Here is a 26,157-nt window from a genome sequence, read left to right as displayed (position 1 = left end):
CGTCCGGCCCCTCCGCGAACCTGTCACTGGCAGGACTACTCTCGCCGGGGCTGTCCACCACTGGGATCTGGCTAACCTTTCGCGCTCGCACCAGCCTGGTCGCATGACAACGATTACAGCGGCGGTACCCAAGCAGTCGGTGCGGATGACCGGGCGGCAGGTCGCCGTGCTCCTGGTGCTTCTCGCTTCGCAGTTCATGATGGCCGCCGACTTCTCCGTACTCAATGTCGCGCTCCCCCGCGTCGGCGTGGACCTCGGATTCACGGCGGGGAATCTTCAGTGGATCACCACGGTGTTCGCGCTCTGCGCGGCCGGCTGCACGCTGGTGTTCGGGCGGGTCGGTGACTACCTGGGACGGCGGCGCATCTTCATCGCCGGCATGGCCCTGCTCGCCGTGGCCTCGGTGATCGGCGGAATCGCCACCGCCCCCTCGCTGCTCCTGGTGGCGCGCGCCCTTCAGGGCCTGGCCACCGCGGCGGTCACCCCGGCCGCCCTCGCGATGCTCACCACCGCGTTCACCGAGCCGGAGCTGCGCACCAAGGCGCTGGGCCTCAACGGCGTCATGATGAGTTCCGGATTCACCGTCGGGTCGATTCTCGGCGGTGTTCTCACGGACACGCTCTCCTGGCGCTGGGCCTTCTTCATCAACATTCCGGTCGCCGTCGCCGCCATCATCGTCGTGCCGATCGTCGTCGCCGAAAGCAAGGCCGAACGCAAGAGCAAGCTCGACGCCCCCGGCGCCCTGCTCATCACCGCCGGCCTCTTCACCCTGATCTACGGCATCACGCGGGCCGCCGAGTCCGGCATGGACGCCCTTTCCGCCGCCTCGCTCATCGCGGCCGCGGTGCTGCTCGTCGTGTTCTGGACCGTCGAGAGCCGCACCGCCGACGCCCTGGTTCCGGTCCGCATCCTGCGCAAGCCCGACATTGCCTTCGGAAACATCGCCGCGCTGTTCATCTTCGGCGGCGAAACCGCGCTCATCTTCTTCACCGGCCTTTACGTACAGAACGTGCTCGGCTACTCCTCCCTCGCCGCCGGACTCGTCCTGCTCGGTATCGGCGTCGGCCAGATCCTCGGCGGAACGATCGGCCCCCGGGTCCTCGCCAAGACGTCGCCGCGCGCGCTTCTCGGCATCGCACTGGTCGGCCAGGGCGCGTTCATGCTGCCCGCCATCTGGATGTCGGCCGAATCCCACTGGCTGCTTCCGCTCATCGCCACCCAGTTCGTGAATGCCATCTTCTCGATGCTGGCGATGCTGGCCTTCATGGTGATCTCCACGTCGGCCGTCGACACCGAACAGCAGGGCATGGCGACCGGAATGGCCACGCAGAGCCAGCAGGTCGGCATCGCGATCGGCATCCCGCTGCTCAGCGCGGTGTTCACCGCGGTCATCGGGGACGGTGACGCCGGCGTCGCCACACAGCTGTCCGGCATCCACGTCGCCCTCGCCGTGGACTCCATCGCCCTGATCCTCGGCGGCGTACTGCTGTGGCTTGTGCTGCGGCGCACGGCGCGGCACTGAGCAGGCTGAACGAACACGCACGCACACACGGCACACCATGCGCGGTGCGGTCCGGGAATTCATTCCCCGGACCGCACCGTCAACTCGGTTGTCCACGGCGGCAATCCATTGTTGCCGGGGCCGATTCCTACTGTGATACTGAAGGGGTGGACGAATACGTGAACACGGATCTCGGAAGCTATCTGCGGCAGATGCGGGAGCGTATCCGACCCGAGCAGATCGGCCTGGTGAGCCGTGGCTCGCGGCGCGTGCCGGGGCTGCGGCGCGAGGAGGTCGCCGCGCTCGCCGGCGTGAGCCAGACGTACTACACCCGCCTTGAGCAGGCACAGACCGCCCACGCCTCGCCCTCGATCCTGCTCTCCATCTCCCGGGCCCTCGAACTGAGCCCGGACGAGGAGGAGTACCTGCTGAAGATCGGCACGCCGAAGTCGGAGCGGTTCGTGCCGGCCCCCAAGCTCGACCAGGTCAGCCCCTACACCCGGATGCTGGTCGAATCGCTGGGAAACGTGGCGGTGGCAGTGCTCAACTACCGGTGCGACATTCTTTCCTGGAATCCCCTGTACCACCGGCTCTTCGCCCCGCACCTGGACTTCTCCGCGCCCGAATCGGGGGATTTCCGGCCCAATATCGTCAAGCTCAACTTCCTCGACGAGGACGTGCGCGACCTGTACGTCGACTGGTCCACCGAATCCCTCGCCAATGTCACCTATCTGCGGTTCATCGCGGCCAACCACCGCCACGACCCGCAACTGGCGGAACTGATCGGTGAACTCACGATCCAGAGCGCTGAGTTCGCGAAGCTCTGGGGCCGCCAACGCGTCGCCAACTGCACCGAGGGAACGAAGGTGTTCGACCATCCCGTGGTCGGTGAACTGGAGTTGATGTACCAGTCGGCGGAGCTCCAGGACGGCAATATCCTGAAGTTCTACCACGCGGAAAAGGGCTCCTCCCACGAGGACGCCCTGAATCTCCTCACGGTCGATCTGGATTCCGTCCACACCCGGTGACCCGCATATGAAGGTGCCCGCCCGGTCGAATCGACCGGGCGGGCACCTTCATATGCGGGGGATGCGTTCGTGTTCGCGTTCCCGTTCGTCAGACGGTCTCGACCGCGGTCACTCCCCAGGTGAATCCCGATCCCGCCGTCGCCATCAGCACCAAGTCCCCCGTCTTGAGGCGCCCTTCGCGTTCGAGAACCTCCAGAGCGAGCAGCGGGTCCACGCCGCCCAGGTGTCCGTCCTCCTCGTAAAGGAAGACGCTCCGGTCCCACGAGACGCCCAGCGCGTCGAGGTATTGGCGGTGCGTGTCGCGGTTTCCGTGGGTGACCAGGACATACGCGACCTCGTCCATCGAGCGGCCGATGTCGGAGAGCACCGTGCGGGTCAGCGAGGTGAAGTTGTCGATGAAGGCGTCGCTGAGACCCTCGCCCTTGTTGCCGCGTTCGACCTTCACCTCGTTGTTCTTGATCGTGCCGTAGTACGAGTCCACCCAGGTGGGGTCGGTCCGCATGGCCGAGCCCAGCACCTCGTAGCGCGACGCGGCGGACACGAGCACCGCCGCGGAGCCGTCGGCGAAGTTGAACAGCTCGATGTGGCCGGTGCCGTAGTCGACGAGTTCGCTGAGGCGGTCGGCGACGATGACGAGGGCGTACCTGTGGACGCCCGCCTTCACCTGGTTGTCGGCGATCCGCACCGCGGCGAGCCCCGCGTTGCAGAAGTTCGACAGCTCGTAGCAGTGCGCGTTCTCGATGCCCAGTTCCAGGGCGATCTTCGCGGCGGGAGACCAGAACGGCCTGCCCCACTCGCTGGATCCCGCGTAGATGACGAGACCGATCTCCTCGGCCGGCACCGCGTTTCTCGCGAGGACCCGCTTCGCGGCGTCCCGGCCGAGACTCCAGGAACTCTCGTCGCCGGCCAGCACGGAGAACTTCCCCGAGGGGAGAATGGTGGCAAGCTTGTCGAGCCCGTATCCGGACTCGCGGGCCACCTCGTCGACGCTGCGCTTTCCGCTCGCCATCTCGATCGCGAAGTCTGCTATTCCCATGGCTTCTCCACCTACCTCTTCACCTATACGTATTCCACGACCCGGTGCGGCACGTAGTGCGCGTCCAGGCGGGCGAGTTCGCTGTTGTCGAGCACCACGTCGAGGGCCGCCACGGCGTCCGTCAGGTGGTGCTCCTTGGTCGCGCCGATGACCGGCGCGGTGACCTCGGGCCGCCGCAGCACCCAGGCGAGCGCCACCCGCGCCCGCGGGATGCCCCGCTCCGCGGCGATGTCGGCGACCACCTGGGCGACCGCGCGGTCGGCCCGCTCGGTCGGCCCGTAGAACCGGTCCTGGATGGGGTCGCCCGCGGTCCGCGCGGACGTCTCGTCCCAGTCCCTGGTGAGCCGGCCCCGGGCGAGCGGGCTCCACGGCGTCACGCCGATCCCCTCGTCGAGGCAGTACGGCAGCATCTCCCGCTCTTCCTCGCGGTTGATGAGGTTGTAGTGGTTCTGCATGCTCACGAAGCGCGTCCAGCCGTGCAGATCGGCGGTGTACTGCGCCTTGACGAACTGCCAGGTGTGCATCGACGAGGCCCCGATGTAGCGGACCTTGCCCGCCGTCACCAGGTCGTGCAGGGCCTTCATCGTCTCTTCGATCGGGGTCTCGTAGTCCCAGCGGTGAACGATGTAGAGGTCGATGTAGTCGGTGCCGAGGCGAGCGAGGCTGGCGTCGACCTCCCGCATGATCGCGCCCCGGGACAGGCCGCCCGAGCGCGGGCCCGCGTCGAGGGACTCGTACACCTTGGTCGCGACGACCACGTCCTCGCGCCTGGCCAGCTTCTTCAGGGCGCGGCCGAGGATCTGCTCGCTGCTGCCGAGCGAGTAGATGTTCGCCGTGTCGAAGAAGTTGATGCCGAGGTCGAGCGCCTGCGCGATGAACGGAAGGCTCTCCTCCTCCGGCAGCGACCACGGGTGGGTGCCGCGGCCGGGCTCGCCGTAGCTCATGCATCCCAGCGCCAGCCGCGACACCTTCAGGCCGGACGTTCCCAGCCGTGCGTACTCCACGCTCTTCCTTCCGTTGCGCCGTGTGCTGTCGCCGTCGCCGGCGGGTCGGGCGGCCGGGCCATGCGCCCGGTCCGGCGGGGGGTGAGATGGACCGGGCGCTCGGAGGGGCCCGGCCGCCCTGTTTCGTGGGGCCGGTCAGGCGGCCGAGCCCTGGACCTCGGTCAGCCGGCCCCACGAGGCGACGCCCTCGTCCAGCGGGATCTCCAGGCTGGCCAGGTACATGGCCGTCATCGCGCTGTGTCCGGCGAGGTGGGTCACCTCGGCGATCTCGTTCTGCGAGTAGTGCTCGCGCAGCGCCCAGTACGCTTCCTCGCCGGCCTTGTGCAGGAGCATCAGGTCGTCGACGTAGCGGACGAGCGCCGCGCGGGACGGCGGCAGTTCGTCGAAGAGCCCCTCCTCGATGGCGTGGATCTCGGCCTCGCTCAGCCCCGCCTTCAGGGCGAGCGGGTAGTGCAGGAGCCGCTCGAACTCGCTGTCCCGCAGCTTCGCGACGCGGAGCACGATCACTTCCCGGTCGAGCAGGCTGAGCAGCCCCACGGTGAAGGACCCGCCGAGGGCGAGGTGGGGCGCCGCCGACCCCTTGGTCAGCAGGAGGGCGCGGGTCAGGTTCGACTGGAACTTCTCGTAGACGGCCTGCTGCTCGGGCGTCATGTCGGCGACTTCGGTGAGGGTGACGCGGCTGGTCATGTCGGGTTCCTTGCTGGGAGTCGGTACGGGGTGACGGATGGGTCGACGGGTGGCGAGCAGGGGCGCTGCCACGGGTCGAACGGGTCGAACGGGTCGAGTCGGGGGCCGGCGCCGGGTCAGGCGGGGGCGTTCACGACCGCGTCGTCCGCGGTGGTCGCGGCGGCGGGGGTCGCGGTGGTACCCGCCGCGGTGACACCGGCCGCGGCGGTGGTGAGGTGGCGGGCCAACCGGCCTTTCACCGCACGCACGTTGGCGTCGGGGGCGTTCTCGTCGAGGTCCACGAGGGCGTCCAGGTGGCCGTCGGGGCGTACGACCAGGGCCGTCGCCCGCTTGCCGAGCTTCGCGAGGAGCGGTCCCGGCGGGCGGCCGCCGAGGTCGCGCACGGCGACGCCGCTCACGCCCCGGCGCAGCCGTTCCACGGCCGCGGTCCACCGCTCGTGGCGGTACTCCTGGCCCGGCCACAGCAGCACGGTGAACTGGTCGACGGCGAGCACCGGCGTGATGTCCGACGCGCGCCAGCCGAGCGGCAGCCGTTCGCCCACGGTGAGCGAGCGGCGCCTCGGCCGCGCACCGTAGTGGGTGTCGAGCTGGGCGAGCCGCGGTGCCAGCACGTTCTCCAAGAGCTGGGTGGTGGAGCCGAGCCGGTAGGCGGCGTCCCGCGCCACGGTCTGATGGAGCTTGGAGTACAGGCCGACCCGCGCGAGGCGCGTGGAGAGCCCGGCCACCTCCTCGACCGCGGGGCGGCGCTCGGGGTCGTAACTGTCGAGCAGCTCGGACCGGTAGCGGCCCGCGGCGACGCCGGCCAGCTTCCAGCCGAGGTTGACGGCGTCCTGGATGCCGGTGTTCAGGCCCTGCGCCCCGGACGGGCTCATGGCGTGCGCGGAGTCCCCGGCGAGGAAGACCCGGCCGCGCCGGTAGGTACCGGCCGAGCGGACGTGCGCGGTGAAGATCCCGCTGAACTTCATCTCGCCCAATCTCCTTTGTCCTGGGACCCGTTGGGCCAGGAGGCGTTCGAAGAAGGAGCGGTCCGGGGTGTCGCCGTGATAGCCGTCGGGCACGCTGGCGCCGACGCGGAAGATCCCGCCGCCGAGCGGCGCGAGGACCATGTTCCCGGTCCTCGTCAGGTAGTACGCGGCCTCGCTGCTGGTGACTTCGCCGACGATCTCGGCGTCGGTGATGGCGAGCCGGGTGCGCATCGTACGGCCGGCGAACTCGAAACCGAACACCTCACGGACGGTGCTGTTGTAGCCGTCGGTGCCCACCACCCAGTCGTAGACCTGGTGGGTGACCTCGCCGTCGGGGCCCCGTACCTCGCATGCGACGCCGGCCGGCAGCTGGGTGCCGCCGACGAGCGTGCGGTCGTAGTGGACGGTGCCGCCGAGCGAGGTCAGATGCGACTCGAGGATCGCCTCGGTGCGCCACTGCGGGATGGTGATGGCGAAGGGATAGCCCACGCCGCGCAGCCGGTCGAAGCGGACGCGCCCGATCATCTTCTTGTTGGAGTAGTAGTTCATCTGGTCGAAGTAGTGCCCGTCCTCGACCAGTTTGCGGGCCACTCCGATGCGGTCGAGGAGTTCCAGGATCCGCGGCCACAGGATGGTGGCCCGTGAGTGCGGGCTCTCGCGGCGGGTCTTGGAGATCAGGTCGACCTGGACGTCGTGGCGCAGCAGTTCGGCGGCGAGCACCAGGCCGACGGGCCCGGCGCCGACGACGAGGACCCGTGGCGTCCGCTCGCTCACCGGCCGGCTCCGGCCCCGTCGAGCAGACGCATCCGGTGGACCTCGGCGGGCCGGGCGAAGGCGCCGGTGGACCGGTCGAGGAAGTCCTGGGTATAGGGCTGCTTCATGTGCTGGTCGATGGCGTCCTGGTCGGTCCACTCCTCGATCAGCACGACGGTGTTCTCGCGGCTCTCCGAGAGGAACGCGTCGAAGCGCAGGGCGCCCGCTTCGCGGCGGGTGTGCTCGGCGAGTTCGGCGAAGGCCGGTGCGATGGAGTCGATCCGGTCGGGCAGGACGTCGAACAGGACGGTGATCTGAAGGGTCATGGGGATGGGTTTCCTTCGAGGGTCGGTCGGCGGGTGGGGCGGCGGACGTGGCGGGCCGACGCATGGTGCGGGGCGTGCCGGCGGGTGGCCCGCCGGCGGGTGGGGCGGGCCGGTCAGGCCGCTCCGCGCGGGATGGGGATGGCGGGCATGAGGGGCAGCGCGATCCGGGGGCTGCCCTGGGCCGGGGCCGGGCCCTCGCACTCGTACGCCTCGACGTTCCACCTCAGCAGGTCCGCCCGCAGCGCGCCGTCGGCGCTCCACTCGACGTCGAGTGCGGCCGCCCGGCAGTTGCCGATCATGTCGCGCCGCGTGTCGTGCTCACCGAGGATCCACCGGGCCAGCAGGTGCAGCACCCCGCCGTGCGTCACCACGAGGACGGGCCGCGCGGGGTCGTCACGGGTGACCTCGGCGATGCGCCGCAGGCCCTGGCTGAAGCGGGACCGCGCGGCCGCCCCGGTCTCCCCGCCCTCGGGTGCGTAGAAGGGGTCGGTCAGCAGTCGCCGCATCCGGGCGGGGTAGCGCCGGGCGTACGCGGCCCGGTCGAGGCCGTCGAGTTCGCCGAGGTCGCGTTCGCGCAGGGCTTCGAAGCGGAAGTGCGGCACCCGCAGGTTTTCGGCGATCGGTTCGGCGGTCCGGACGGCCCGGTCCAGGGTCGAGGAGTAGACGGCGGTCCATCGGGCGGGGTCGAGGGAGCGCGCCACCCGCTCGGCCTGCCGGACGCCCGCTTCGTTGAGCGGGATGTCCGACTGGCCCTGGAAGCGGTTCTCGGCGTTGCGGCCGGTCTCTCCGTGGCGCAGCAGGATCATGCGCATGGCGTGTCCGGTCCCCCGCCCGATCAGGCCGCCGCGCCCAGGACGTCGAGCGCCCCGGCCGCCTGCTGGATGGTCTGGCCCGATTCGAGGACGCCTTCCGCGATGGAGATGCCGAGCCGCTTCTCCAGGATCAGCGACATTTCGAGCAGGGCGAGGGAGTCCACGCCCAGGTCGTCGAAGACCGTCTGCGGGGTCGCGTCCTCGGCCGGTATCTCGAACTTCTCGGTCAGGATCTCGACGATCTGACTCATCAGGGTGTCGTTCATCTGTCCCACCTCGGGGTCGTGCCGGAACATCCGGGAAAGCCGCACAAAGGGCTTATGGGGTAAGGGTGTTGGGGACCGCGGGCCGGTGGCACGGACCACCTTCCGTACGGATCAGGCGAGTTGCAGCTCGGGCCAGGTCAGGGTTGCGGAGCCCCAGGTCGCTCCGCCGCCGAAGGCGGTGAGCAGGATCCGGTCGCCGGGCTTCAGCGTGCCGTCGGCCGTGCCGTCGACCAGGGCGAGCGGAATGGAGGCGGCGGAGGTGTTGCCCACCTGGTCGATGTTGACCAGGGCGCGCTCCGGGTCGAGGCCGAGCCGGTCGGCGACCGCGTGCAGGATCCGGACGTTCGCCTGGTGCCCGACCAGCCGGTCCACGTCGTCGATGTCCCAGCCGGTCCTGGCCAGGACGGTCCGCGACGACTCGGCCATGCTGCGCACCGCGGCGAAGAAGACCGACTTGCCCTCCATCCGGAAGTACGTGTCCTCCACGCGCAGCGGACGGCCGCTCGCGCGCTGCTCGGCGCCGCCGCCGCGGACGGTGATCAGGTCGGCCTGGCTGCCGTCGCTCGCGAGGTGGAAGTCACGGATCGCGCCCGGCTCGTGCTCCTCCCCGGCCCGCAGGACCACCGCGCCCGCTCCGTCGCCGAAGATGGCGGCGGTGGTGCGGTCGTCGGGATCGAGCAGGGTGCTGAAGGACTCGGCACCGACGACCAGGACGCGGTCGGCGAATCCGGCCACGATCGCGGCGGTGCCGACCTGGAGGGCGTAGACGAATCCCGAGCAGACGGCCGCGATGTCGAAGGCCGGCACATCGGTGAGGCCCATGCGGGTCGCCACCGTCGGGGCGGTGGCCGGGCAGGGCCGGTCGGGGGTGGTGGTGGCGACGACGACCAGGTCGACGCTCTCGGCGCCCGCGCTCTTGAGCGCCCGCAGCCCCGCCTCCGCGGCCAGGTCGCTGGTGGTCATGCCGGGGTCGATCACATGGCGCTGGGAGATGCCGGTCCTGCTGCGGATCCATTCGTCCGAGGTGTCGAGCCGCTTGGCGAGCTCGTCGTTGGTCACCACACGGGGAGGTACGGTCCCGCCGAGGCCGGCGACCACTGCCGTTCGCGTCATGTCACTCTCCTTGGGGATGGTGGGCGTCAGTGCGCCGAGGTGTGGGGCACGAGGCGGTGCCCTTCGGGGAGTTGGTGGGTGACCGACGACTTCAGCCGGATGCCGGCCATCTCGCCCAGCACGTCGAGCGTGCGCCAGGTGGCGCCGCGCATGCGGAGCAGGTCGAGCGCGGCCAGCCGGGTGGTGACGGGCACGCCGTCGGCGCCGATGCGCTCCGGGTGCCCGGCCGACATGACGGTCTGCCGCATCCACAGGGTGTTGCTGTCCTGGCGGCGTACGCCGTCGTGTTCGTAGAGCATCACCTGGGCGAGCTGGAGTGCGGTGACGAAGGCGTCCACCATGGACACCGACGGCTGGTGGGCGGCCGCGATGCCGGCCGGTGTGCGCGGCTGCGGGCCGTCGGGTGCCAGGGTGAGGCGGGCGGTGGCGCCGAGGCCGGCCTGGTCGACCTCGACGTCACGGACGTGCTGGCGCCTGGCCGTGAACCCCGTGCCGAAGTAGCGGTCGGCGGCCGGGCCGAGGAGATCGTCGGGGTGCGCGAAGCGCCGTTCGCCCGGGACCGGCCGCAGGCTGGGGTGGACGACCTCGCACTGGACGCGCATGGCGCCGATGGCACAGTCGAAGACGGAGGCGCTCAGCCCGGGGGCGGGCTCGCCCGCGGCGTCCTCGACCGGGCCGACGCCGCGTCGCACGGCGCTCGCCGCCAGACCTTCGAGGTCCTCCTGCGGCTTGCCGCCGGCCCCGATCCGTACCCGGCGCAGCCAGGCCGTCGTCAGGTCGGCGCCGCCGTCGGCCGATCCGGCCAGGCAGACCTCGGTCAGCTGGGCGGCGACGACCAGGGCGTCGATGGTGCTGAAGTGCGGGCGCAGGTCACCCGACGCGGCCTTCTTGGACCAGTCGACCGGGTAGCGCACCCCGACGGTGGCGCCGGAGCGGAGCCCGCCGTCCTCGGCGGCGGCGATCCGCACGTCGCCGATGTCGTATCCGACGCGGCGGAAGCCACGGCCGAAGAAGCGCTGGTCGGCCGGGCCCAGATGGTCGTCGACCGAGGACAGCGCCGTGCGCGTGGAGGTGGTAGCCATCAGTTCTCCGACTGTGAGGAGTGGGGGCGTGGAACTCCCGGACTGTGGAGGGGAGTTGGGGCATCGCGCGGGACGGCCGACCGGCCGGACGGTGGGGCGGTGGGCGGAGTCGCGGAAGGCGGCGTCGGCCGGCCGCTCACGGCGCCGCGCCGGATGACACAGGTGAGCCGGGCGGTGCAGGTGCGCAGCCCGGCCTCGTCCAGGATGGCGATCTCGTACGAGGCGATGGTGCGGCGCTCGAAGAGCGGGCGGCACTCCCCGGTGACCGTCCCCGAGGACACCCACCGGTGGTGCGTGCACGACAGGTCGAGCCCCACGGCGTTGCCGCCGGGTCCGGCGTGGAGGTAGGCGGCCACCGAGCCGAGGGTTTCGGCGAGGACCGCGTTGGCGCCGCCGTGCAGCACGCCGAACGGCTGGCGGTTGCCCGTGACGGGCAGGGTGCCGACCACGAGTCCCGGCTGGCACAGGAGCAGTTTCACTCCCATGCGCTCGACGAGCTGTTCGGTTTCGTAGCCGGAGCGGACAGCGACCGGCCCGAGAGCCATCTGCTTCATCAAGGTCTCCGTTGGCCCGGGTACGTCGACCCGGGCATCGCAAAGGATGAGAGAAGGAGGGCCGGCCGCGCTCTGGGTAGCGTGTGTACCGAGACGTCGCTCCGGCGGGCAACGCTGCCCGCGGAATCCCCCCGCCGTCGCCGCCGCGCTCCTTCGAGCCGGTCTCCGGCGAACGACTTCAGTGAAACAGGGGGCGTGGGGGGCGAACAAGCACATGGCCCACTGCTGCCAACCCCGGCGCCGCCGACCCCGTTGCCGACGACCCAGCCGCACGCCGACCGCCCCAACTGCCGTGCCCACAGGGCGATTCGGCCGCCCCGGCGCTCAGATCCACTGCCGCCGGGCCGCTTCCACCCCGGCCTGGAACCGGCTGCGCGCACCGAGCCGGTCCATGAGCTTGGCGATGGTCCGCCGGTTGGTGCGTATCGAGAGCCCCGTGCGGCGCGAGATCCCGTCGTCGGTCAGGCCCTCGGCGAGCAGGAGCAGCGCTTCCTGCTCGCGTTCGTCGAGGGCCTGCGCCGGGGACGGTGGAAGGGAACCGGCCAATGACGCGCTCTGCGACCAGAGTTGCTCGAAGAGCGCCACGTAGCCGGCGACGGGCGCCGCACCTCTCAGCAGGACGGCGCCGGCGCCGCCCGCGGGGTCCGCGGGCACCAGCGCGTTCTGACCGTCCACGACGCACATCCACAGCGGCACACGGGGCACGGTGCGCACCCGGGCCCCGGCCAACACCACCCGGCGCACGCTCTCCTCGGGGGCCGGGTCGCCACCGGGGGCCGGGTCGCCACCGGATCCGGACGCCGCGATCACCCGCAGCCGCACCCCCTGACCTGCGAGCTTCTCCACGAGCGACGTCACGTACTGCCCGATCTGCCGGTCGCACGACTGTCTCGGCAGGACGAGGCACAGCTCCCGGGTGGCCAACCGGCCCAGCAGGGCGAGCGAAGCGAGCACGTCGCGCGCGGTCGGCAGCGGACGCTGGTGCGCCCCCCTCGCCGCCTGAATTGACACCATCATGACTCGCAACTCCCCCAGCTCCGACGTCCCGATCACTTCAGGACACAAAGCATAGTGGTAGCTATCTTTTTTTTATAGGAAACCCAGCCCCGGCCTATCCTGGGCCGAGCGCACCCGGCACACCGGTCCCGGCCGTTCCACCTCCCGGAACGATCGCGCCGAACCCTTCGACCTTTGCATCAAGATGGGTATCTCTTTACCTTCTTCTTGCAAGGTGGAGGCCGTGTCCATCGTGTGGGACCGGCCGGGCCCATGGAACCGCCGCACACAGGTGCGCGTGTCGAGGAAAGGTCAACGCGATGCAGGAACGAGCTGCCCGCACCCGGCAGGCCCTTATCCGTGCCGCGGCCCAGGAGTTCGACCACAGCGGCTACACCGCGGCGTCCCTCTCCGGCATCAGCAGGACGGCCGGCACCACCGTCGGCGCCGTGACCTTCCACTTCTCCTCGAAGGCGGAGCTCGCCGAGGCGGTGCACGCGCAGGGCGTGGCGGCCACGCGGCGCGCGGTCCAGCGGGTCGACCGGCAGGCCAGCCCGCTGCGCACCGCGATCGCCATCGCCGTCGCGGTGGTGCGATGTCTGGAGAACGACGTCGAAGTGCGCGCGGCGGCGCGCCTCGACCACGACCACGCGGGCGACGGCGCGAGCTGGACGTCGGCCTGGGCCACGTCGATGGAGGAGGAACTGGCCCAGGGCACGGACACCATGACCCGCGCGGGCGCCGAGCCCTCGCTGGTCCTGGCCCTCGCCATGTACTTGGTGCACGGCGCGGAGGCGGACCTGCGCTCCCAGCCCGCCGCGGGTCTGCGCAAGGCGCGCTCGGGCGGGGTGTCCGATCTGGTCACCCGCATGTGGGAGGCGATCCTTCCCGCCGTGGAGCCGTGCGCGGGGGCCCGGCCCTCCGGGAGTTGAACGCTGGGCCCCACCGGCACGGACGCACGCGGGGCCGACCGGCCCACCGGCACCGACCGCCCCAGGGCGGCAGACCCGCCACCGGCATCACCCCCGGGCACCCGGCTTACCCACCGGCATCACCCCCGGGCACCCGGCTTACCCACCGGCATCACCCCATGCCAGGGCGGCAGCCCCACCGGCACCGACCCGCCCCCGAGCCGGCTCACACGGCGCTGCAGCCGCCGTCCACCGGCACGGCCGCTCCGGTCATGAAGGACGCCTCCGGGCCGCAGAGCCAGACGGCGACCCGGGCGATCTCCGCCGGGTCGGCGAGCCGCTTCTGCACGGCGCGGGCGACGGCCGCCTCTTCGAGGCCGGGCAGGCTCTCCATCGCCCGCTCGATGAGTTCGGTACGCGTCGTGCCGACCATCAGCGCGTTGACGCGGATGCCGTGCGCGCCGTTCTCGGCCGCCGCGGCCCGGGTCAGGCCGAGCACCGCGTGCTTGGCCGCCACATACGGCGCGGCGGCGCCGGTGGCGAACTGCCCTGCCGTACTACAGGTGTTGACGATCGCGCCGCCGCCCCCCTGGGCCCGCATCGCCCGGATCTGGTGGCGCAGACCGTTCCACACACCCCGGACGTTCACGTCCATGATCCGGTCGTAGACGTCGTCCTCGATGAGGTGCAGGGGCGTACCCATCACCCCCCAGCCCGCGTTGTTGAACGCCGCGTCGAGCGAGCCGAACGTGTCCACGGCCGTGGCGACCGCGCGCTCGACATCGTCCGACCGGGTCACATCGCCGGGAGCGAGCGCCACGGCCCCGCCCTCCGCGCCGATCCGCGCGGCCAGTTCCCTCAGCCGGTCCTCCCGCCGGGCCATGAGGACGACGTTGGCGCCCCCGGCCGCGAACAGCGCCGCGGCCGCCGCCCCGATCCCGCTGGAGGCGCCGGTGATCATCACCGTCCTGCCATCGAGACCGCCGGCTCCCTTGCTTGACGACGACACCACGGTCATCCCCCCACCATCCGTCCGTCCGTTGTGGACTGCTCGCACAATTGATCATCGTCAGGACAGCACACCGTCCTACCACCGAGCGCGTCGGGGCCGGGCCCCTGCCCCCGCCCCCCGGGGTCAGCCGCGCGTGCCGCGCCCGCGCGCCTCGCCGAACTCCAGGCGCGCGACCGCGCTCGGCGGGGCGACGGCCGGCAGCACGATGCGCCACATCTCCTCGATGCGGTGGGGCAGGTCGGCCTGACCCGACTCGATGGAGGAGTGCATCTGCGCGCCGGTACAGGAGTTGACGATCAGCCGGGACAGCGCCTCGGGGTCGACCGACTTGCGCAGTTCCCGCTTGGCCTGCGCGTCACGGAAGTCCGACGCGAGGACGTCGCTCCACTGCCGGTGCGAGTTCTCCTCAGGCGAGATGAAGTTCTCCTGGTCCATCACCAGCCGGGTGCCCGCGAACAGGATGGGGTCGTCGCTGAGCCCGTAGGCCCAGGTCAGCGTGGTGTCGACGGCATGCTGCAAACCGTGCGAGTCGTGCGGCGGGCTGACCCGGCCCGGCTGGGCGCGGACGATCTCGCGGGCCAGCTCCTCCTTGGACTTGAAGTGGAAGTACATCGCGCCGAGCGTGAGACCGGCCCGATCGGCGATCTTCGAGACGCTCGCGCCGACGAAGCCGAACTCGCCGAAGACCTCCGCCCCGGCGTGAAGAAGCGCCTCCCTCGTCCGTACCGCACGCTCCTGCTTCACGACTCTCGCCATCGGGGGTCCCTCGCTCGCCACTCGACAAAGAAAACAACGAACACTATTTTATTTATTCGATCATGCAGGCGTCCAGCCGCACGGCCGGACGGAAGCAGTCTCAGGGGGAGTCAGCGCCATGTCCCGTACCACCGTCGTAGCAGCGCCCATATCGTCGCAGAGCCGAACCCTTCTCCGTCTCAAGGAACTTGTCGGCAAGAAGGACCTGTCGGAGGCCCTGGTCGTCGACTACCAGCACCTGTGCGAGACCGAGCAGACCGTCACCCTGGAATGGCCGGGGGCCCACGCCTTCTACACGCCGGATCCGCAGGCCCACAGCTCGCTGCTCTTCACCGAGAGCGTGCGCCAGTCGCTGGCCGTCTCCTGCCACATGTCGCTGGACATACCGACGGACCACCGGCTGGGCTGGGAGTACCTGTGCTCGGACGTCACCGTGGACGCCCTGCGCACCACCACGCGGCCGACGACCGTACGGATGCGGGTCGTCCACTCGGCCGTCAAGCGCCGCAGGCTCGGCTCGGTGCAGCTGGTCGCCCACATCGAGGGCAGCATCGACGGCCGGTACGCGGGGTCCGCCGAGGTCCACTACAGCACGCACCCGGGCGCCATCTACAACCGGCTGCGCGGCTCGTACGCCGACGCCCGCGCCGCCTTCGGCCAGGCCCCGCCGCCCGGCCCCGCCGTCGCCCCCGAGCGAGTGGGACGCGACCACGCGCGCGACGTGGTCCTCTCCCCCACCGACAGCCCCGACCGCTGGCAGATACGCGTCGACACCGGCCACTCGGTGCTCTACGACCACCCGCACGACCACATTCCCGGCATGGTGCTCCTCGAAGCGGCCGGCCAGGCGGCGCGGGCGAGCCTGCCGCGGCCGGCCGTCCCGCTCGGCTTCGACACGGCCTTCGACCGGTACGTCGAGTTCGACGCCCCCTGCCTGCTCACCACCACACGCCTGGGCCCCGAGCTCCACGGCCGCCCCCGGGTGCGGGTCGACGCCCATCAGCGCGAGCGCCGGGTCTTCAGCTCCGTCGTCACCCTCGCGCCCGCCGCCACCGGCTGAACCGACCCGGCCCGACACCGACACCGACCCCGACCCCGCTCCCGGGCCGCCTCCGCGCCCGGGAGCCGGGCTCCCCAACGCCCGTGCGTGGCTGGCAGGTTGCTGTCAGTGGGCGCCTCCCGCATGGAAATGCCGACCCGGTCGTGATTGCCTACGTGACGGTCAGGGATGCGAGTCGAGCGGTCCGGCCAACCCCGGGCAGGCGTTCGCGCGTCGGCCCGCCGCTCCTCCATCTTCTCCTGCCGGCTTCGACCGACGGCCTTCACCAGCACCGACGGCCTTCGCCAGGAGGCTTCGACCGGCGACCCCCGACCGCGGCGTGCCGCCCGGCGGCGCATGCCCGGTCCTCATTCCGCGCACAGGGAGTACGCACCGATGGAAAAGTACGGCGAGACCCTCTTCGCACTCGACCGCGACGAGGAAACACGGCTGACCCTGCTCGGCGAGGTCTTCGACCCGCTGTGCGCCGAGATGATGACCGGCCTGGGGATCGCGCCCGATGCCCGCTGTCTGGAGGTCGGAGCCGGTTCGGGCTCGGTGGCCAGATGGCTGAGCCGGCAGGCGCCGAACGGTCAGGTGGTGGCCACCGATCTCGACGTCTCGATGCTCGAAGGGGCCGCGGAGCCCAACCTCGTCCCCATGGTGCACGACGTGACGTCGGACCCGTTCCCCGCGGAGTCCTTCGACGTCATCCACGCCCGTCTCGTCCTCAGCCACCTGCCGCAGCGCGACGAGGTGCTGCGGCGCATGACCCAGTGGCTGCGGCCCGGCGGGTTCGTCCTGATCGAATCGTTCTGCTGGTTCCCCATCGACAGCTCGCCCAACGACGCCTACGCACGGGCGATGCAGCGGTGGAGCGATCTGATCTGCGGCACGCTCGGCACGGACAGCTGGTGGTCGCGCTCCCAGCCCGGCTCCTTCCGGACGTACGGATTCGCGGAGGTCGGTGCGCGGACCCTCACCCAGAACCTGCGCGGCGGCACGGCCCTCGCGGACTTCTGGCGGCTGACCGTCGACATGTCGCGGGAGCGGCTGCTGGCGGGCGGCTACCTCACCGAGGAGGAGCTGACCGCGTTCTACGACCTCCTGAACGACGGCGCGTTCTGGGACCTGGCACCGGCCCTGGTCCAGTCCTGGGGCCGCAAGTAGCCCCGCACATCAGGTCCGAGAACGTCCCCGGAAGTGAAGACAGGGAGCACCCCGCTCATGCCCGCCGTCAGGCTCACCGACGCACCACTCACGCGGACGGCGCGGTCCGTGCGGCGCCCGCGGGTCGGGTTCATCTCGTTCCTCAACTGCCGTCCGATCCAGTGGGGCCTCGAACGCTCGGAGCTGCTCCACCGGATCGACCTGGTCTCCCGGACCCCGGAGCAGGTCAGCGACCGGCTCGTCGACGGCCGGCTCGACCTGGGGCCGATCACCCTCGTCGAGTATCTGCGCCACATCGACGAGCTGCTCCTGCTCCCGGCCCTCGCGATCGGCGCGGACGGTCCGGTCATGTCCTGCGCCATCGTCAGCGGGGTGCCGCTGACCGAACTCGGCGGCCGTGACGTCGCGTTGGGCTCGACCAGCCGGACCACCACGCTGCTCGCCCGCTTCCTCCTGGAGGACCGGATGGGGCTGCGGCCCCGCTACTTCCCCTGCGAACCGAGCGTGCCGGCCATGCTCGCGCGGGGCGACGCGGGCGTCGTCATCGGCGACCCGGCGCTGCGCGCCCACTTCGACGCGGCCGAACCCGCTGTGCGCACGCCCGGTGCCGCGCCCGGCGCCGCCGCTCCCGGGCGGGGCGTCGGACACGGCGGGGTGCGCCAGGTGCACCAGGTGCACGACACCGCGGCGATGTGGCGGGAGTGGACGGGGCTGCCCATGGTGTTCGCGGTGTGGGCGGTGCGGCGCGAGTTCGCCGAACGGCACCCGGCGATGGTGGCGTACATCCATCGGGAACTGGTGGCGGCCCGCGACCACGCACTGCGCGAACCGGCATCGGTCAGCGCCGACGCCGCCGAGGGCTCCTCCTTCACACCCGACCAACTCGCCCTCTACTACCGGACGTTGCGCTACGACCTGTCCGCCGCCGCACTCGACGGAATGCGCCACTACCAGCGGCTCGCGGCCCGCCGCGGCATCGTCGACGGCGACCGGAGCCCCGTCTTCTTCACCCCGGATTCGCCCCGGAGGGCCGAGCGATGACGACACCGCACATCGACACCGAGTCGGACGAGCAGACCCTGCTGCGCATCCTGTCGCCCCGGGCGAGGGGCTGCCCCTACCCCCTCTACGAGAAGGCCCGCCGGGCGGAGCCGGTGTGGGTGGAGGGCCGGCCGGTGGTGGTCTTCGGCTCGTACGAGGCCTGCCGCAGCGTCCTGCGGGACCCCCGCGCCAGCAACGAGCGCCGGCACGCGCTGCTGTACGCAGCGGGGGGCGGCGCGCCGGGCGAGGCGGATGTTGCGGGTGGCCCCGAGGGAGCGGTGGCGCCCGTGGCGGAGATTCCCTCGTTCCTCTTCATGGATCCGCCCCGGCACACCGAGCTGCGCCGCCTGGTGTCGCACGCGTTCTCCCCACGAGCGGTACTCCGGCTCGAACCGATGATCAAAGAGCTCATCGACGACCTGCTGGACGAGGCGGCCGCGCAGGGCACGCTCGAAGCCATCGACGACTTCGCATCGCCGCTCCCCGTCACCGTCATCTGCCGCGTCCTCGGCATCGACACCGGTGAGCGGAACTGGTACCGCACCCGTTCCGCACTGCTCGGCGAGTCCGTCGATCCCTATCCGGCGTTCGCCGGGACCCAGACCCCGGGCCTCGCCGAACGGGTGCGTGCGGAGCGGGAGTTGACCGCGTTCTTCACGCGCCTTGTGGCCGACCGGCGCGCGGCGCCACGCGAGGACCTGGTGTCGGCGCTGGTCCGCGCGCAGGACGAGGGCGGGCTCGACGAGGCCGAGGTGGTCACGACCTGCCGGCTGCTCCTGAACGCCGGCCACGAGACCACCGTCAACCTTGTCGGCAACGGCCTGTTGGCCCTGACGCGCGCGCCGGACCAGCTCGACCTGATCCGCCGGGACCCCGGCGCGGCGGACGCGGCCGTGGAGGAGATCCTCGGCCTCGATCCGCCGCTGCAACTGGTGCACCGTCACGCCCGCACCGACATGGACGTGCTCGGTACGCACGTGCCCCGGGGCACCACGATGGTGCTGCTCCTCGCGGCGGCCAACCGCGACGAGGCCGCGGTCGCCGACGCCGGGCGGCTCGACGCGGGGCGCGCGACGCCGCGCGACCACCTCTCGTTCGGACTCGGCCCGCACTTCTGCCTGGGCGCCCCCCTGGGCCGGCTGGAAGCGAGGCTCGCGTTCACCCGCTTCGCCCAGCGGGTCGTCGCACCCCGGCTCACCGCCGGGCCACTGCGCTACCGGCGCAACGTCGTCCTGCGCGGCCTGGACGCGCTGCCCCTGGACACCGACGGCATCCGTGACCGGAGCGTGCCCTGGGAAACACCACGCCCGTGACGCCCGGCCCCGCCCCCAAGCCCCTTTCCCCTTCCATCCCCTACCTCTTCCACCCCTCCCCCCTACCTCCCATCTCCCTTCCCCAGAACGAAAGTTGAGGGTGTCATGCGGCGCACTTCACTAGGCCGTCTCGACGTCTCGCGGCTCGGCCTCGGTGCCATGTCCATGTCGGACTACTACACCGGAGCCGGCAGCGACGAGCAGGAGGCGCTGCGCACGATCCGGCGGGCGCTCGACCTGGGCGTCACCTTCGTGGACACCGCCGAGGTCTACGGCCCGTTCACCAACGAGGAACTCGTCGGCCGCGCGATCGCGGGCCGGCGCGACGAGGTCGTGGTGGCCACGAAGTTCGGGCTCGTGTCGCACGCGGGCGGCGGCCCCAACGTCCTCGACAGCTCACCGTCCAATGTGCGTACGGCGGTCGAGGGCTCGCTCAGGCGGCTCGGCACCGACCGCATCGACCTGTACTACCAGCACCGTCTGGACCCGGACGTCCCCGTCGAGGAGACCGTCGGCGCCCTCGCCGATCTGGTGCGGGAGGGCAAGGTCGGCCACATCGGGCTCTCGGAGACCGGCGTCGCCACGGTCCGCCGGGCCCACGCGGTGCACCCGCTGACCGCGGTGCAGACCGAGTACTCGCTGTGGACGCGCGACCCGCAGGACGAACTCCTGCCGGTGCTCCGCGAGTTGGGCATCGGCCTCGTGGCGTACTCGCCGCTCGGACGGGGCTTTTTGACCGGGACGATCCGGTCGACCGACCAGCTCGACGCGGACGACTTCCGGATGACGACACCACGGTTCGCCGCGGGCAACTTCGAGCGGAACCTGCGGCTCGTGGAGGAGGTGTCGGCCGTCGCCGAACAGGTCGGCGCGACCCCCGCGCAGACGGCCCTGGCCTGGCTTCTCGCCCAGGGCGACGACATCGTGCCCATTCCCGGCACGCGCCGGGTCGCGCGGATCGAGGAGAACGCCGCCGCCGACGCGGTCGTGCTCGGCCCCGGGCAGCTGGCGCGGCTCGACGCGCTCACGCCGGCGGCGGGCGCCCGTTACGCGGACGCGGACCTGTCCCGCACGGGTCTGTAGCCGGGCGTCACCCAGACCTCGCCCCCCGATTCATACGAGCGTCTTAAACGGGAGTACTAGACAACTGTTTAAGACGCTCGTACATTGCTGCCATGACGAACTCGACGAGCACCACAGCGAGCACCACCGGCGGCGACTCCCGCCGCGCCGGACGCAGGGAGTGGATCGCCTTCGTGGTCCTGCTGCTGCCCCTCCTCCTGGTCTCGATGGACGTCTCCGTCCTGTACTTCGCGCTCCCCTCCATCAGCCGCGAGCTCCACCCCTCGGCCACCCAGCAGCTGTGGATCATCGATGTGTACGCCTTCGCGCTGGCCGGGCTGCTGATCACGATGGGCTCGCTCGGCGACCGGATCGGGCGGCGCAGACTTCTCCTGTTCGGCGCCGCCGCCTTCGGCATCGCCTCGGTCACCGCCGCGTACGCCACCAGCGCCGAGATGCTCATCGCCTCCCGCGCACTGCTCGGCGTCGGCGGGGCCACCCTCATGCCCTCGACCATGGGCCTGGTCCGCAACATGTTCCACGACGAGAAGCAGCGCGGGCAGGCGATCGGCATCTGGTCCGGGGCCATGGCCGGCGGGATCGCGCTGGGTTCGGTGCTCAGCGGAGTCATGCTGGAACACCTGTGGTGGGGCTCGGTCTTCCTGATCAACGTGCCCGCGATGGTGCTGCTGCTCGTCCTGACTCCGGTGCTCGTACCGGAGTTCAAGGACCCGGCGCCGGGGAAGTTCGACGTGCTGAGCGTGCCGCTGTCGATGGGCGCGGTGCTGCCGGTGGTGTATGGGCTCAAGGAGTTCGCGGCCGACGGCTTCGCCCCCTCGTACGCGGCGAGCGTCGCCGTGGGTGTGGTCGTCGGCGCGGTCTTCGTACGCCGTCAGATGACCCGGCGCTCCGCGCTGATCAGCCGCGAACTGTTCGGTCCCGGGGGCCGGTTCGGCGCCGCGATCTCCCTCAACACCATCGCCGCGTTCGCGATGATGGGCTCGGCGTACTTCACCACCCAGTACCTCCAGTCGGTGCTCGGCATGAGCACGATGCGGGCCGCGCTGTGGAGCGTCGCCCCCTCGCTCGCCGTCGGCGCCGCGGCCCCCACCGCCTACGCCGTGGCGCGCAAGGTGAACCGGGCGTACGTCGTCGCCGCGGGCTTCGTCCTGGCGGCCGCCGGATACGTCCTGCTCGCCCTGTCCGGCACGGACTCCCTGTGGATGGTGCTGGCCGGCGCGGCGGTGATCGGGAGCGGCATCGTCACGGTGATGGCGCTGGTCTCCGACATGGGGCTGGCCGCGGCCCCCGTCGCGAAGGCCGGCTCGGCGGCCTCGCTCCTGGAGACGGGGCAGGAGTTCGGCGGGGCGCTCGGCATGGCGGTGCTCGGCTCGATCGGCACGGCGGTCTACCGCGCCGACATGCCGGCCACGGCGCCGGCCACCGCCCGACAGACCCTGGGCGGGGCGGTCGCGGGCACCGACCACGGCCTCACGACGCTGGCCCGGGAGGCCTTCGTACACGGCATGCAGTACGCGTCGCTCGCCGGCACGCTGGTCCTGATGGCCGCGGCGGTGCTGGCGGCGGGGATGCTGCGCGGCGTGGGCGCGGCGGGCATCCCCACCCCGGCGGGCGGGGACGCCCAGGAGACCGCGCCCGAGGCCGCCGGGGAGCCCGGAGCGACGCCGGCCCGGCTCACGGAACCGGCGGTGTGAGCCAGGCGTACGGCACGGCACGGTGCGGTCGAGGGGCCGGCCCTCTCCTTCGCACGGGAGAGGGCCGGCCCCTTGCGCTGGTGCACCGTCAGGTCCTGGCGGCGGTCGCGAGAGCGAGCATGTGGGAGGAGGCGGCGAGGAGTTCGGGGTAGGGCTCGGCAAGTCGGGCGGCGCGCAGGGCCGCCCGGAACATGGGGGTTCCCGTCACCGATTCCCCGGTGTGCTGCTCGGCGCCCTTGAGTACGGCCCAGGCGGGCCCCTCGATGCCGCGCACCGTGACACCGGTCAGGCCTGCGGCGGTCATTTCCTCGGCGAGGGACTCGGCGGTGTGGAAATAGGCGGCGGTGAATCCCTTCCGGCCCGGCTCGTGAATGCCTGTGGCGAGGATGTCGACGACGGCATCGTGCACGCGGTCACGGTCGAGCATGGTGGTGGCCACGTGCTCGAACAGGGACGCGTAGCGGCCGATCGCGGCCGCGGCGACCAGGCCGCCCGGCTTGACAACGCGTACCGCTTCGGCGAGTGCCTGGTCGCGATCGGCGCGCTCCAAGAGGTGGTAGAGCGGCCCGAGGACGAGCACGGCGTCATAGGAGTGGTCGTCGGCGGTGAGCTTGCGCGCGTCGCCCAGCTCGGCTGTCGCGCCGGTGGACGCCGCTTGCTCGATGTGGCGGGGCACGGGATCGACGACGTGCACCGCATATCCGTCGTCGACGAGCCATCGGGCGTGGATTCCGGGGCCACCTCCGACGTCCAGGATCCGGGCGGGGGCGGGCGGAAGCAGGGGACGCAGGATCTCCTGTGTGCGGGCCAGTTCCAGCGCACCGTCCGCGCTGGTGGTCAGCCGCTCGGATTCGTCGATCGTCTCGGAGTAGAAGGCGAGGACTTCCGGCGCGACTTGCGGGTCTGGTGTCATAGCGGGGATGGTCTACCTTGACCGGTCCACCTGTCCAGAGAAGTAAGGGGCTCGCACACATGGCCGTTCTCAAGTACGAGCTGATCGCCGACTCTCTGCGGCAGCGCATCGCAGACGGGGAGTTCGCCCCGGAAGACCTGCTGCCCTCGCAGCGCGATCTGTGCGCGCAGTGGGACGTCTCGCGCGCGACCGTGATCAAGGCGTACGACATCCTGGTCCAGGACGGCCTGGTGGTGGCACGGCAGGGGCAGGGGTTCCGCGTCGTCCCCGCGCCGCTCGCGCGGGCGGCCGGCGGGCGCAAGACCGGCACCACCCGGGCGGGCACCGGCCGCGCCTTCCGGATCCTCGGCACCCCTGTGCGCGAGGCCCCGCCGGGGCGCATTGCCAGCGCGCTCGGCATCACGGACGGGCAGGTGGCGCTGCGCCGCGACCGGCTCATGCAGCTGGCCGACGGCTCACCCCTCACGGTGGTACAGGCCTGGTTCCCGCTGGACATCGCTGACCAGTGCCCGCGCCTGGAGGGAACGAAGCAGATCGTCGAGGGCACCACCCGCTACATCCAGCGCATGACGGGGCGCAGCCCAGCGCGCGGTACCGACATCAAGACCGCCCGGCTCGGCACCGCCGAGGAAGCGGTCCTTTTGGAGCGGGAAGGCCCGTTCGCCGTGCAGACGGTGCTGCACACCGCATCGGACATGGACGGGCGGACGGTGGTGGTCGAGTACGGCGTGACGCCTGGCGATCTGTGGGAGGAGACCGACACCTACGCCATGGGCACCAGTCGCTGACGCGTCGTCACCTGATGCGCGGGAGCGTTGAGTTCAGTTCAGCAACTTGACTGGACCGGTCCACCGGTCCAATCTATGTGGTGTGGCTCACGCCACATCCCATCGTGGAAGGACCCAACGCCATGAGCCCGACGCAATACGCGGTCGACCTGGACACGAACAAGCTCGGCGAGATCATGGAGGTGCACCCTGGATCGGTGTTCCTGCGGCCACCGGGCGGCGGTCGGGAGTGGGCGGTAGACCCCGGCCGCCTCCGGCCCCCGACCGCGACGGAGTTGCGGGTGGCGCGGGTATACGGCACCCCGGTGGTGACCCGCTGATGTGGGCCCTCCAGCCACCGCCCCTTCCAGGCCTGCTCGACCGACTGCGCGCGTCGGAGCCGAGTGAGCATGACGTGTGCCGCGCATGGGGTGCGAAGCGGCAGTCGGCCCGCAAGAGCGGCGACGCCGAAGAGATCGAGGCGGCCAACGCCGCGATCGTCAGCCATCCGCACGTCCGGAGCGAGGGCGACGCCCGCCTCCAGGAACTCCATGAAGAGGTATGACCTGTGGAGTGCTCGGAATGCGTGCGGTTGTCTGAGGCGCTGTGGAGTCTGGCACGGTCATACCCTGGGGCCGAGGTCGACGACCTGCCGGAACGCGTCACATGCGAGCTGGATTCACACGCTCACGGCGCTCACGTGGCGCAGCTCCTCTACATGGCCCAGGCCCCCGACCGCGCGCTGTGGGTGGCATGGGGCGAGGGCGTCGACATGATTGACATGGAGGTTCGGTGCCTCCCCATCTGTCGGTCCACCAGCCCCACGAAGGAGCTGGCGTGCTGGCTCCCGGTCGGCCACCGTGGTGGTCACGCCTGGGAGCGCTACGCCTGACTCTTGGGCGGTGCGCTGATGCGGCAAGCCGGGCCAGTACGTACTCCTGGCGGCGCGCGTGCAGGCCCCCGAGGCTACTGAAACCCTGTTGGTCCGGGCCCGCTCCGCGCTTACCGTGGGCGCATGAACGACACCAATACCGAAACCCTCGGCTGGGAACTCATCGGCTGGGCCGGCGACGACGACGCCGCGCATGTCGCCGACCTCGACCGAGCGGAGATCCTGCGGATCAGGGACCTGTTCCCCCGCGGGGACGACAACTTCCTCGTGGCGGGCGCCTACGAGGTGCCGCCCGCGCTGTACCCGGCGATGCGGGCCGCCGTCCCACGCCTGGAGTTCCGGGAAGGGCTGGACTACCAGGTCGGCGGATTCGCCCTACGACTCCCAGCTGACCCGGATTCTTCGGCTACTCACCCAACGCGCTGATCACGGTTGCCGCCTGGTGATCCGCGCCGAGGCGGTTGGGGTGGAACGGGACGGCGAGGCCCGGCGGGTTGGTGGACAGGGGCACCAGTCCCTCCACCCAGCGGGTGCCGGCGGGCGCGCAGACGTCGTGGCCGCGGCTTCCGTCGTACGTGTCGACGAAGGACGCCCCGTTCTCGGCGGCGGCGTCGGCGAGCATGCCGTTCAACTCCCGCAGCCGCGCGCCGAACCAGGTCATGTCCTGGTCGAGGATCGGCACCAGGGGGTAGCAGCCGCGGTCGGCGGCGACCCCGGCGAGGTAGTCGACGACCAGGATCGTGGCGTGCGGCGAGCGGCGCTTGATGCCGGTCAGGACGTCCGTGATCCGGGACTTGGTGTCGGCGATCCGCTGGGACATGATGTCGGCGCCGTCGGCCCGCGTGTACCGGTTGCGGCACGGGCTGCCGACGGGCGCGGGCAGCAGGTTGACGCAGCCCATGACGGCGGTGGCGAGCCCGATGTCGTTGCCGCCGATGCCGACGGTGACGAGATCGGTGGTGGGGGTCAGCCGGTCGAACTGGGCCGGGTTCACGCCCTGCGCGAGCAGCGGTACGCGGCCGACGTTCTGCGGCGCGGTCATCTCGGCGGTGGTGGCGCCCCCGCACGTCGCGTCCCGGAGCACGTCGATGTGGAGCTGGGCGGCGACCTGCTTGGGGTAGTTCCAGGTGCTCTGGGCACAACCGCTGGGGGCGTACGTGGAATCGATGCCGAGCACGGTGACGTCGGCGGACCAGGAGTCGCCGAGGGCGACGTACTCGCGGAAGCGGGGGTGGGCGCGGGTGTGTTCGCGGGCTTGCTGCCCGGCGGGCGTCGTCGCGCCGACGCGCGCGGCTCGCGGAGCGGGGAGTGCCGTGTCCGCAGCAGCCGCGGCGGGCGTGACGGGAACGACGAGCAGGGCGGAGGCGGCGGCCATCGCGGCGAGGAAGAGGCGGGGGTTCACGGGCCCATCCACCCATTGCGGGGCGGGTGGAGGGGGGACGC

29 protein-coding genes are annotated in these 26,157 nt (G+C 71.3%); 14 read left to right on the top strand and 15 right to left on the bottom strand.

Features of this window, described 5'->3' with window-relative positions:
* The first annotated feature begins 103 nt into the window (after positions 1 to 103).
* Both OG432_RS21905 and OG432_RS21900 read left to right on the top strand, forming a co-directional pair.
* Entirely contained in the window at positions 104 to 1,522 is a 1,419-nt protein-coding gene (locus tag OG432_RS21905; RefSeq protein ID WP_328312652.1) for an MFS transporter, read from the top strand.
* 146 nt (positions 1,523 to 1,668) lie between these two features.
* A complete protein-coding gene (locus OG432_RS21900) occupies positions 1,669 to 2,529 on the top strand; it encodes a helix-turn-helix transcriptional regulator (protein WP_328312651.1) in 861 nt (286 codons plus the stop codon).
* A gap of 88 nt (positions 2,530 to 2,617) precedes the next feature.
* On the opposite strand, the gene OG432_RS21895 is transcribed toward OG432_RS21900, so the two are convergent.
* The 11 genes from OG432_RS21895 to OG432_RS21845 all read right to left on the bottom strand — a co-directional run bounded on the left by OG432_RS21895 (position 2,618) and on the right by OG432_RS21845 (position 12,144).
* Positions 2,618 to 3,565 carry a 3-oxoacyl-ACP synthase III family protein gene (locus OG432_RS21895; RefSeq protein ID WP_328312650.1) on the bottom strand — a complete coding sequence of 316 codons (948 nt, stop codon included), beginning with the start codon at positions 3,563 to 3,565 and terminating at the stop codon, positions 2,618 to 2,620.
* Between the two features lie 23 nt (positions 3,566 to 3,588).
* Complete coding sequence (locus OG432_RS21890) at positions 3,589 to 4,569, bottom strand: aldo/keto reductase (protein WP_328312649.1); 981 nt, start codon at positions 4,567 to 4,569, stop codon at positions 3,589 to 3,591.
* Between the two features lie 135 nt (positions 4,570 to 4,704).
* On the bottom strand, positions 4,705 to 5,256 hold the full coding sequence (locus OG432_RS21885) for a carboxymuconolactone decarboxylase family protein (RefSeq protein ID WP_328312648.1): 552 nt from the start codon (positions 5,254 to 5,256) through the stop codon (positions 4,705 to 4,707).
* 116 nt (positions 5,257 to 5,372) lie between these two features.
* On the bottom strand, positions 5,373 to 6,995 hold the full coding sequence (locus OG432_RS21880) for an FAD-dependent monooxygenase (RefSeq protein WP_328312647.1): 1,623 nt from the start codon (positions 6,993 to 6,995) through the stop codon (positions 5,373 to 5,375).
* Complete coding sequence (locus tag OG432_RS21875) at positions 6,992 to 7,300, bottom strand: putative quinol monooxygenase (RefSeq protein ID WP_328312646.1); 309 nt, start codon at positions 7,298 to 7,300, stop codon at positions 6,992 to 6,994. The genes OG432_RS21880 and OG432_RS21875 overlap by 4 nt, the downstream gene beginning before the upstream one ends.
* 113 nt (positions 7,301 to 7,413) lie before the next feature.
* The gene (locus OG432_RS21870) at positions 7,414 to 8,112 is read right to left on the bottom strand and encodes a histidine phosphatase family protein (protein ID WP_328312645.1); all 699 of its coding nucleotides are present in this window, start codon (positions 8,110 to 8,112) and stop codon (positions 7,414 to 7,416) included.
* A gap of 23 nt (positions 8,113 to 8,135) precedes the next feature.
* Complete coding sequence (locus OG432_RS21865; protein ID WP_328312644.1) at positions 8,136 to 8,378, bottom strand: acyl carrier protein; 243 nt, start codon at positions 8,376 to 8,378, stop codon at positions 8,136 to 8,138.
* Positions 8,379 to 8,489: 111 nt separating this feature from the next.
* Positions 8,490 to 9,491 (bottom strand): beta-ketoacyl-ACP synthase III, encoded by a 1,002-nt coding sequence (locus OG432_RS21860; RefSeq protein WP_328312643.1) that lies wholly within the window; start codon positions 9,489 to 9,491, stop codon positions 8,490 to 8,492.
* A 26-nt stretch (positions 9,492 to 9,517) separates the two neighbouring features.
* Entirely contained in the window at positions 9,518 to 10,573 is a 1,056-nt protein-coding gene (locus OG432_RS21855) for an AvrD family protein (protein ID WP_328312642.1), read from the bottom strand.
* Complete coding sequence (locus tag OG432_RS21850; protein ID WP_443058431.1) at positions 10,573 to 11,127, bottom strand: hotdog fold thioesterase; 555 nt, start codon at positions 11,125 to 11,127, stop codon at positions 10,573 to 10,575. Before OG432_RS21850 ends, OG432_RS21855 begins: the two co-directional genes overlap by 1 nt.
* A gap of 324 nt (positions 11,128 to 11,451) precedes the next feature.
* Positions 11,452 to 12,144 (bottom strand): LuxR C-terminal-related transcriptional regulator, encoded by a 693-nt coding sequence (locus OG432_RS21845; protein WP_328312641.1) that lies wholly within the window; start codon positions 12,142 to 12,144, stop codon positions 11,452 to 11,454.
* A gap of 299 nt (positions 12,145 to 12,443) precedes the next feature.
* Between OG432_RS21845 and OG432_RS21840 the strand changes: the two genes are divergently transcribed.
* On the top strand, positions 12,444 to 13,055 hold the full coding sequence (locus tag OG432_RS21840; protein ID WP_328312640.1) for a TetR family transcriptional regulator: 612 nt from the start codon (positions 12,444 to 12,446) through the stop codon (positions 13,053 to 13,055).
* A gap of 205 nt (positions 13,056 to 13,260) precedes the next feature.
* Here the strand turns inward: OG432_RS21840 and OG432_RS21835 are convergent, their stop codons facing one another.
* Positions 13,261 to 13,995 carry an SDR family NAD(P)-dependent oxidoreductase gene (locus OG432_RS21835; RefSeq protein WP_328315194.1) on the bottom strand — a complete coding sequence of 245 codons (735 nt, stop codon included), beginning with the start codon at positions 13,993 to 13,995 and terminating at the stop codon, positions 13,261 to 13,263.
* 174 nt (positions 13,996 to 14,169) lie between these two features.
* Positions 14,170 to 14,802: a ScbR family autoregulator-binding transcription factor gene (locus OG432_RS21830; RefSeq protein WP_328312639.1), complete on the bottom strand. Its 633-nt coding sequence runs from the start codon at positions 14,800 to 14,802 to the stop codon at positions 14,170 to 14,172.
* A 118-nt stretch (positions 14,803 to 14,920) separates the two neighbouring features.
* Between OG432_RS21830 and OG432_RS21825 the strand changes: the two genes are divergently transcribed.
* The 6 genes from OG432_RS21825 (at position 14,921) to OG432_RS21800 (ending at position 22,142) form a co-directional block, all read left to right on the top strand.
* Positions 14,921 to 15,862, top strand: a complete 942-nt coding sequence (locus tag OG432_RS21825) for a ScbA/BarX family gamma-butyrolactone biosynthesis protein (RefSeq protein ID WP_328312638.1) — start codon at positions 14,921 to 14,923, stop codon at positions 15,860 to 15,862.
* 375 nt (positions 15,863 to 16,237) lie between these two features.
* A complete protein-coding gene (locus OG432_RS21820; protein ID WP_328312637.1) occupies positions 16,238 to 17,011 on the top strand; it encodes a class I SAM-dependent methyltransferase in 774 nt (257 codons plus the stop codon).
* 57 nt (positions 17,012 to 17,068) lie between these two features.
* A complete protein-coding gene (locus tag OG432_RS21815; protein WP_328312636.1) occupies positions 17,069 to 18,052 on the top strand; it encodes a menaquinone biosynthetic enzyme MqnA/MqnD family protein in 984 nt (327 codons plus the stop codon).
* Entirely contained in the window at positions 18,049 to 19,365 is a 1,317-nt protein-coding gene (locus tag OG432_RS21810) for a cytochrome P450 (protein WP_328312635.1), read from the top strand. The genes OG432_RS21815 and OG432_RS21810 overlap by 4 nt, the downstream gene beginning before the upstream one ends.
* Before the next feature lie 105 nt (positions 19,366 to 19,470).
* Entirely contained in the window at positions 19,471 to 20,448 is a 978-nt protein-coding gene (locus OG432_RS21805) for an aldo/keto reductase (protein ID WP_328312634.1), read from the top strand.
* Between the two features lie 92 nt (positions 20,449 to 20,540).
* Positions 20,541 to 22,142, top strand: a complete 1,602-nt coding sequence (locus tag OG432_RS21800; protein ID WP_328312633.1) for an MFS transporter — start codon at positions 20,541 to 20,543, stop codon at positions 22,140 to 22,142.
* An 88-nt stretch (positions 22,143 to 22,230) separates the two neighbouring features.
* On the opposite strand, the gene OG432_RS21795 is transcribed toward OG432_RS21800, so the two are convergent.
* Complete coding sequence (locus tag OG432_RS21795) at positions 22,231 to 23,055, bottom strand: class I SAM-dependent methyltransferase (RefSeq protein ID WP_328312632.1); 825 nt, start codon at positions 23,053 to 23,055, stop codon at positions 22,231 to 22,233.
* Between the two features lie 59 nt (positions 23,056 to 23,114).
* On the opposite strand from OG432_RS21795, the gene OG432_RS21790 reads away from it, so the two are divergent.
* The 5 genes from OG432_RS21790 to OG432_RS21770 all read left to right on the top strand — a co-directional run bounded on the left by OG432_RS21790 (position 23,115) and on the right by OG432_RS21770 (position 25,140).
* Entirely contained in the window at positions 23,115 to 23,843 is a 729-nt protein-coding gene (locus tag OG432_RS21790) for a GntR family transcriptional regulator (protein WP_328312631.1), read from the top strand.
* A 122-nt stretch (positions 23,844 to 23,965) separates the two neighbouring features.
* Positions 23,966 to 24,163 (top strand): hypothetical protein, encoded by a 198-nt coding sequence (locus OG432_RS21785; RefSeq protein ID WP_328312630.1) that lies wholly within the window; start codon positions 23,966 to 23,968, stop codon positions 24,161 to 24,163.
* Positions 24,164 to 24,237: 74 nt separating this feature from the next.
* Positions 24,238 to 24,387 (top strand): hypothetical protein, encoded by a 150-nt coding sequence (locus OG432_RS21780; protein WP_328312629.1) that lies wholly within the window; start codon positions 24,238 to 24,240, stop codon positions 24,385 to 24,387.
* A 135-nt stretch (positions 24,388 to 24,522) separates the two neighbouring features.
* A complete protein-coding gene (locus tag OG432_RS21775) occupies positions 24,523 to 24,714 on the top strand; it encodes a hypothetical protein (protein WP_328312628.1) in 192 nt (63 codons plus the stop codon).
* A gap of 123 nt (positions 24,715 to 24,837) precedes the next feature.
* A complete protein-coding gene (locus tag OG432_RS21770; RefSeq protein ID WP_328312627.1) occupies positions 24,838 to 25,140 on the top strand; it encodes a hypothetical protein in 303 nt (100 codons plus the stop codon).
* Here the strand turns inward: OG432_RS21770 and OG432_RS21765 are convergent.
* On the bottom strand, positions 25,121 to 26,116 hold the full coding sequence (locus OG432_RS21765) for an SGNH/GDSL hydrolase family protein (RefSeq protein WP_328312626.1): 996 nt from the start codon (positions 26,114 to 26,116) through the stop codon (positions 25,121 to 25,123). The genes OG432_RS21770 and OG432_RS21765 overlap by 20 nt on opposite strands.
* Positions 26,117 to 26,157: the final 41 nt, after the last annotated feature.

Origin of the sequence: Streptomyces sp. NBC_00442 (assembly GCF_036014195.1) — a bacterium.
Taxonomy (GTDB): Bacteria; Actinomycetota; Actinomycetes; order Streptomycetales; family Streptomycetaceae; genus Streptomyces.
This window is presented reverse-complemented; position numbering and strand designations above follow the sequence as displayed.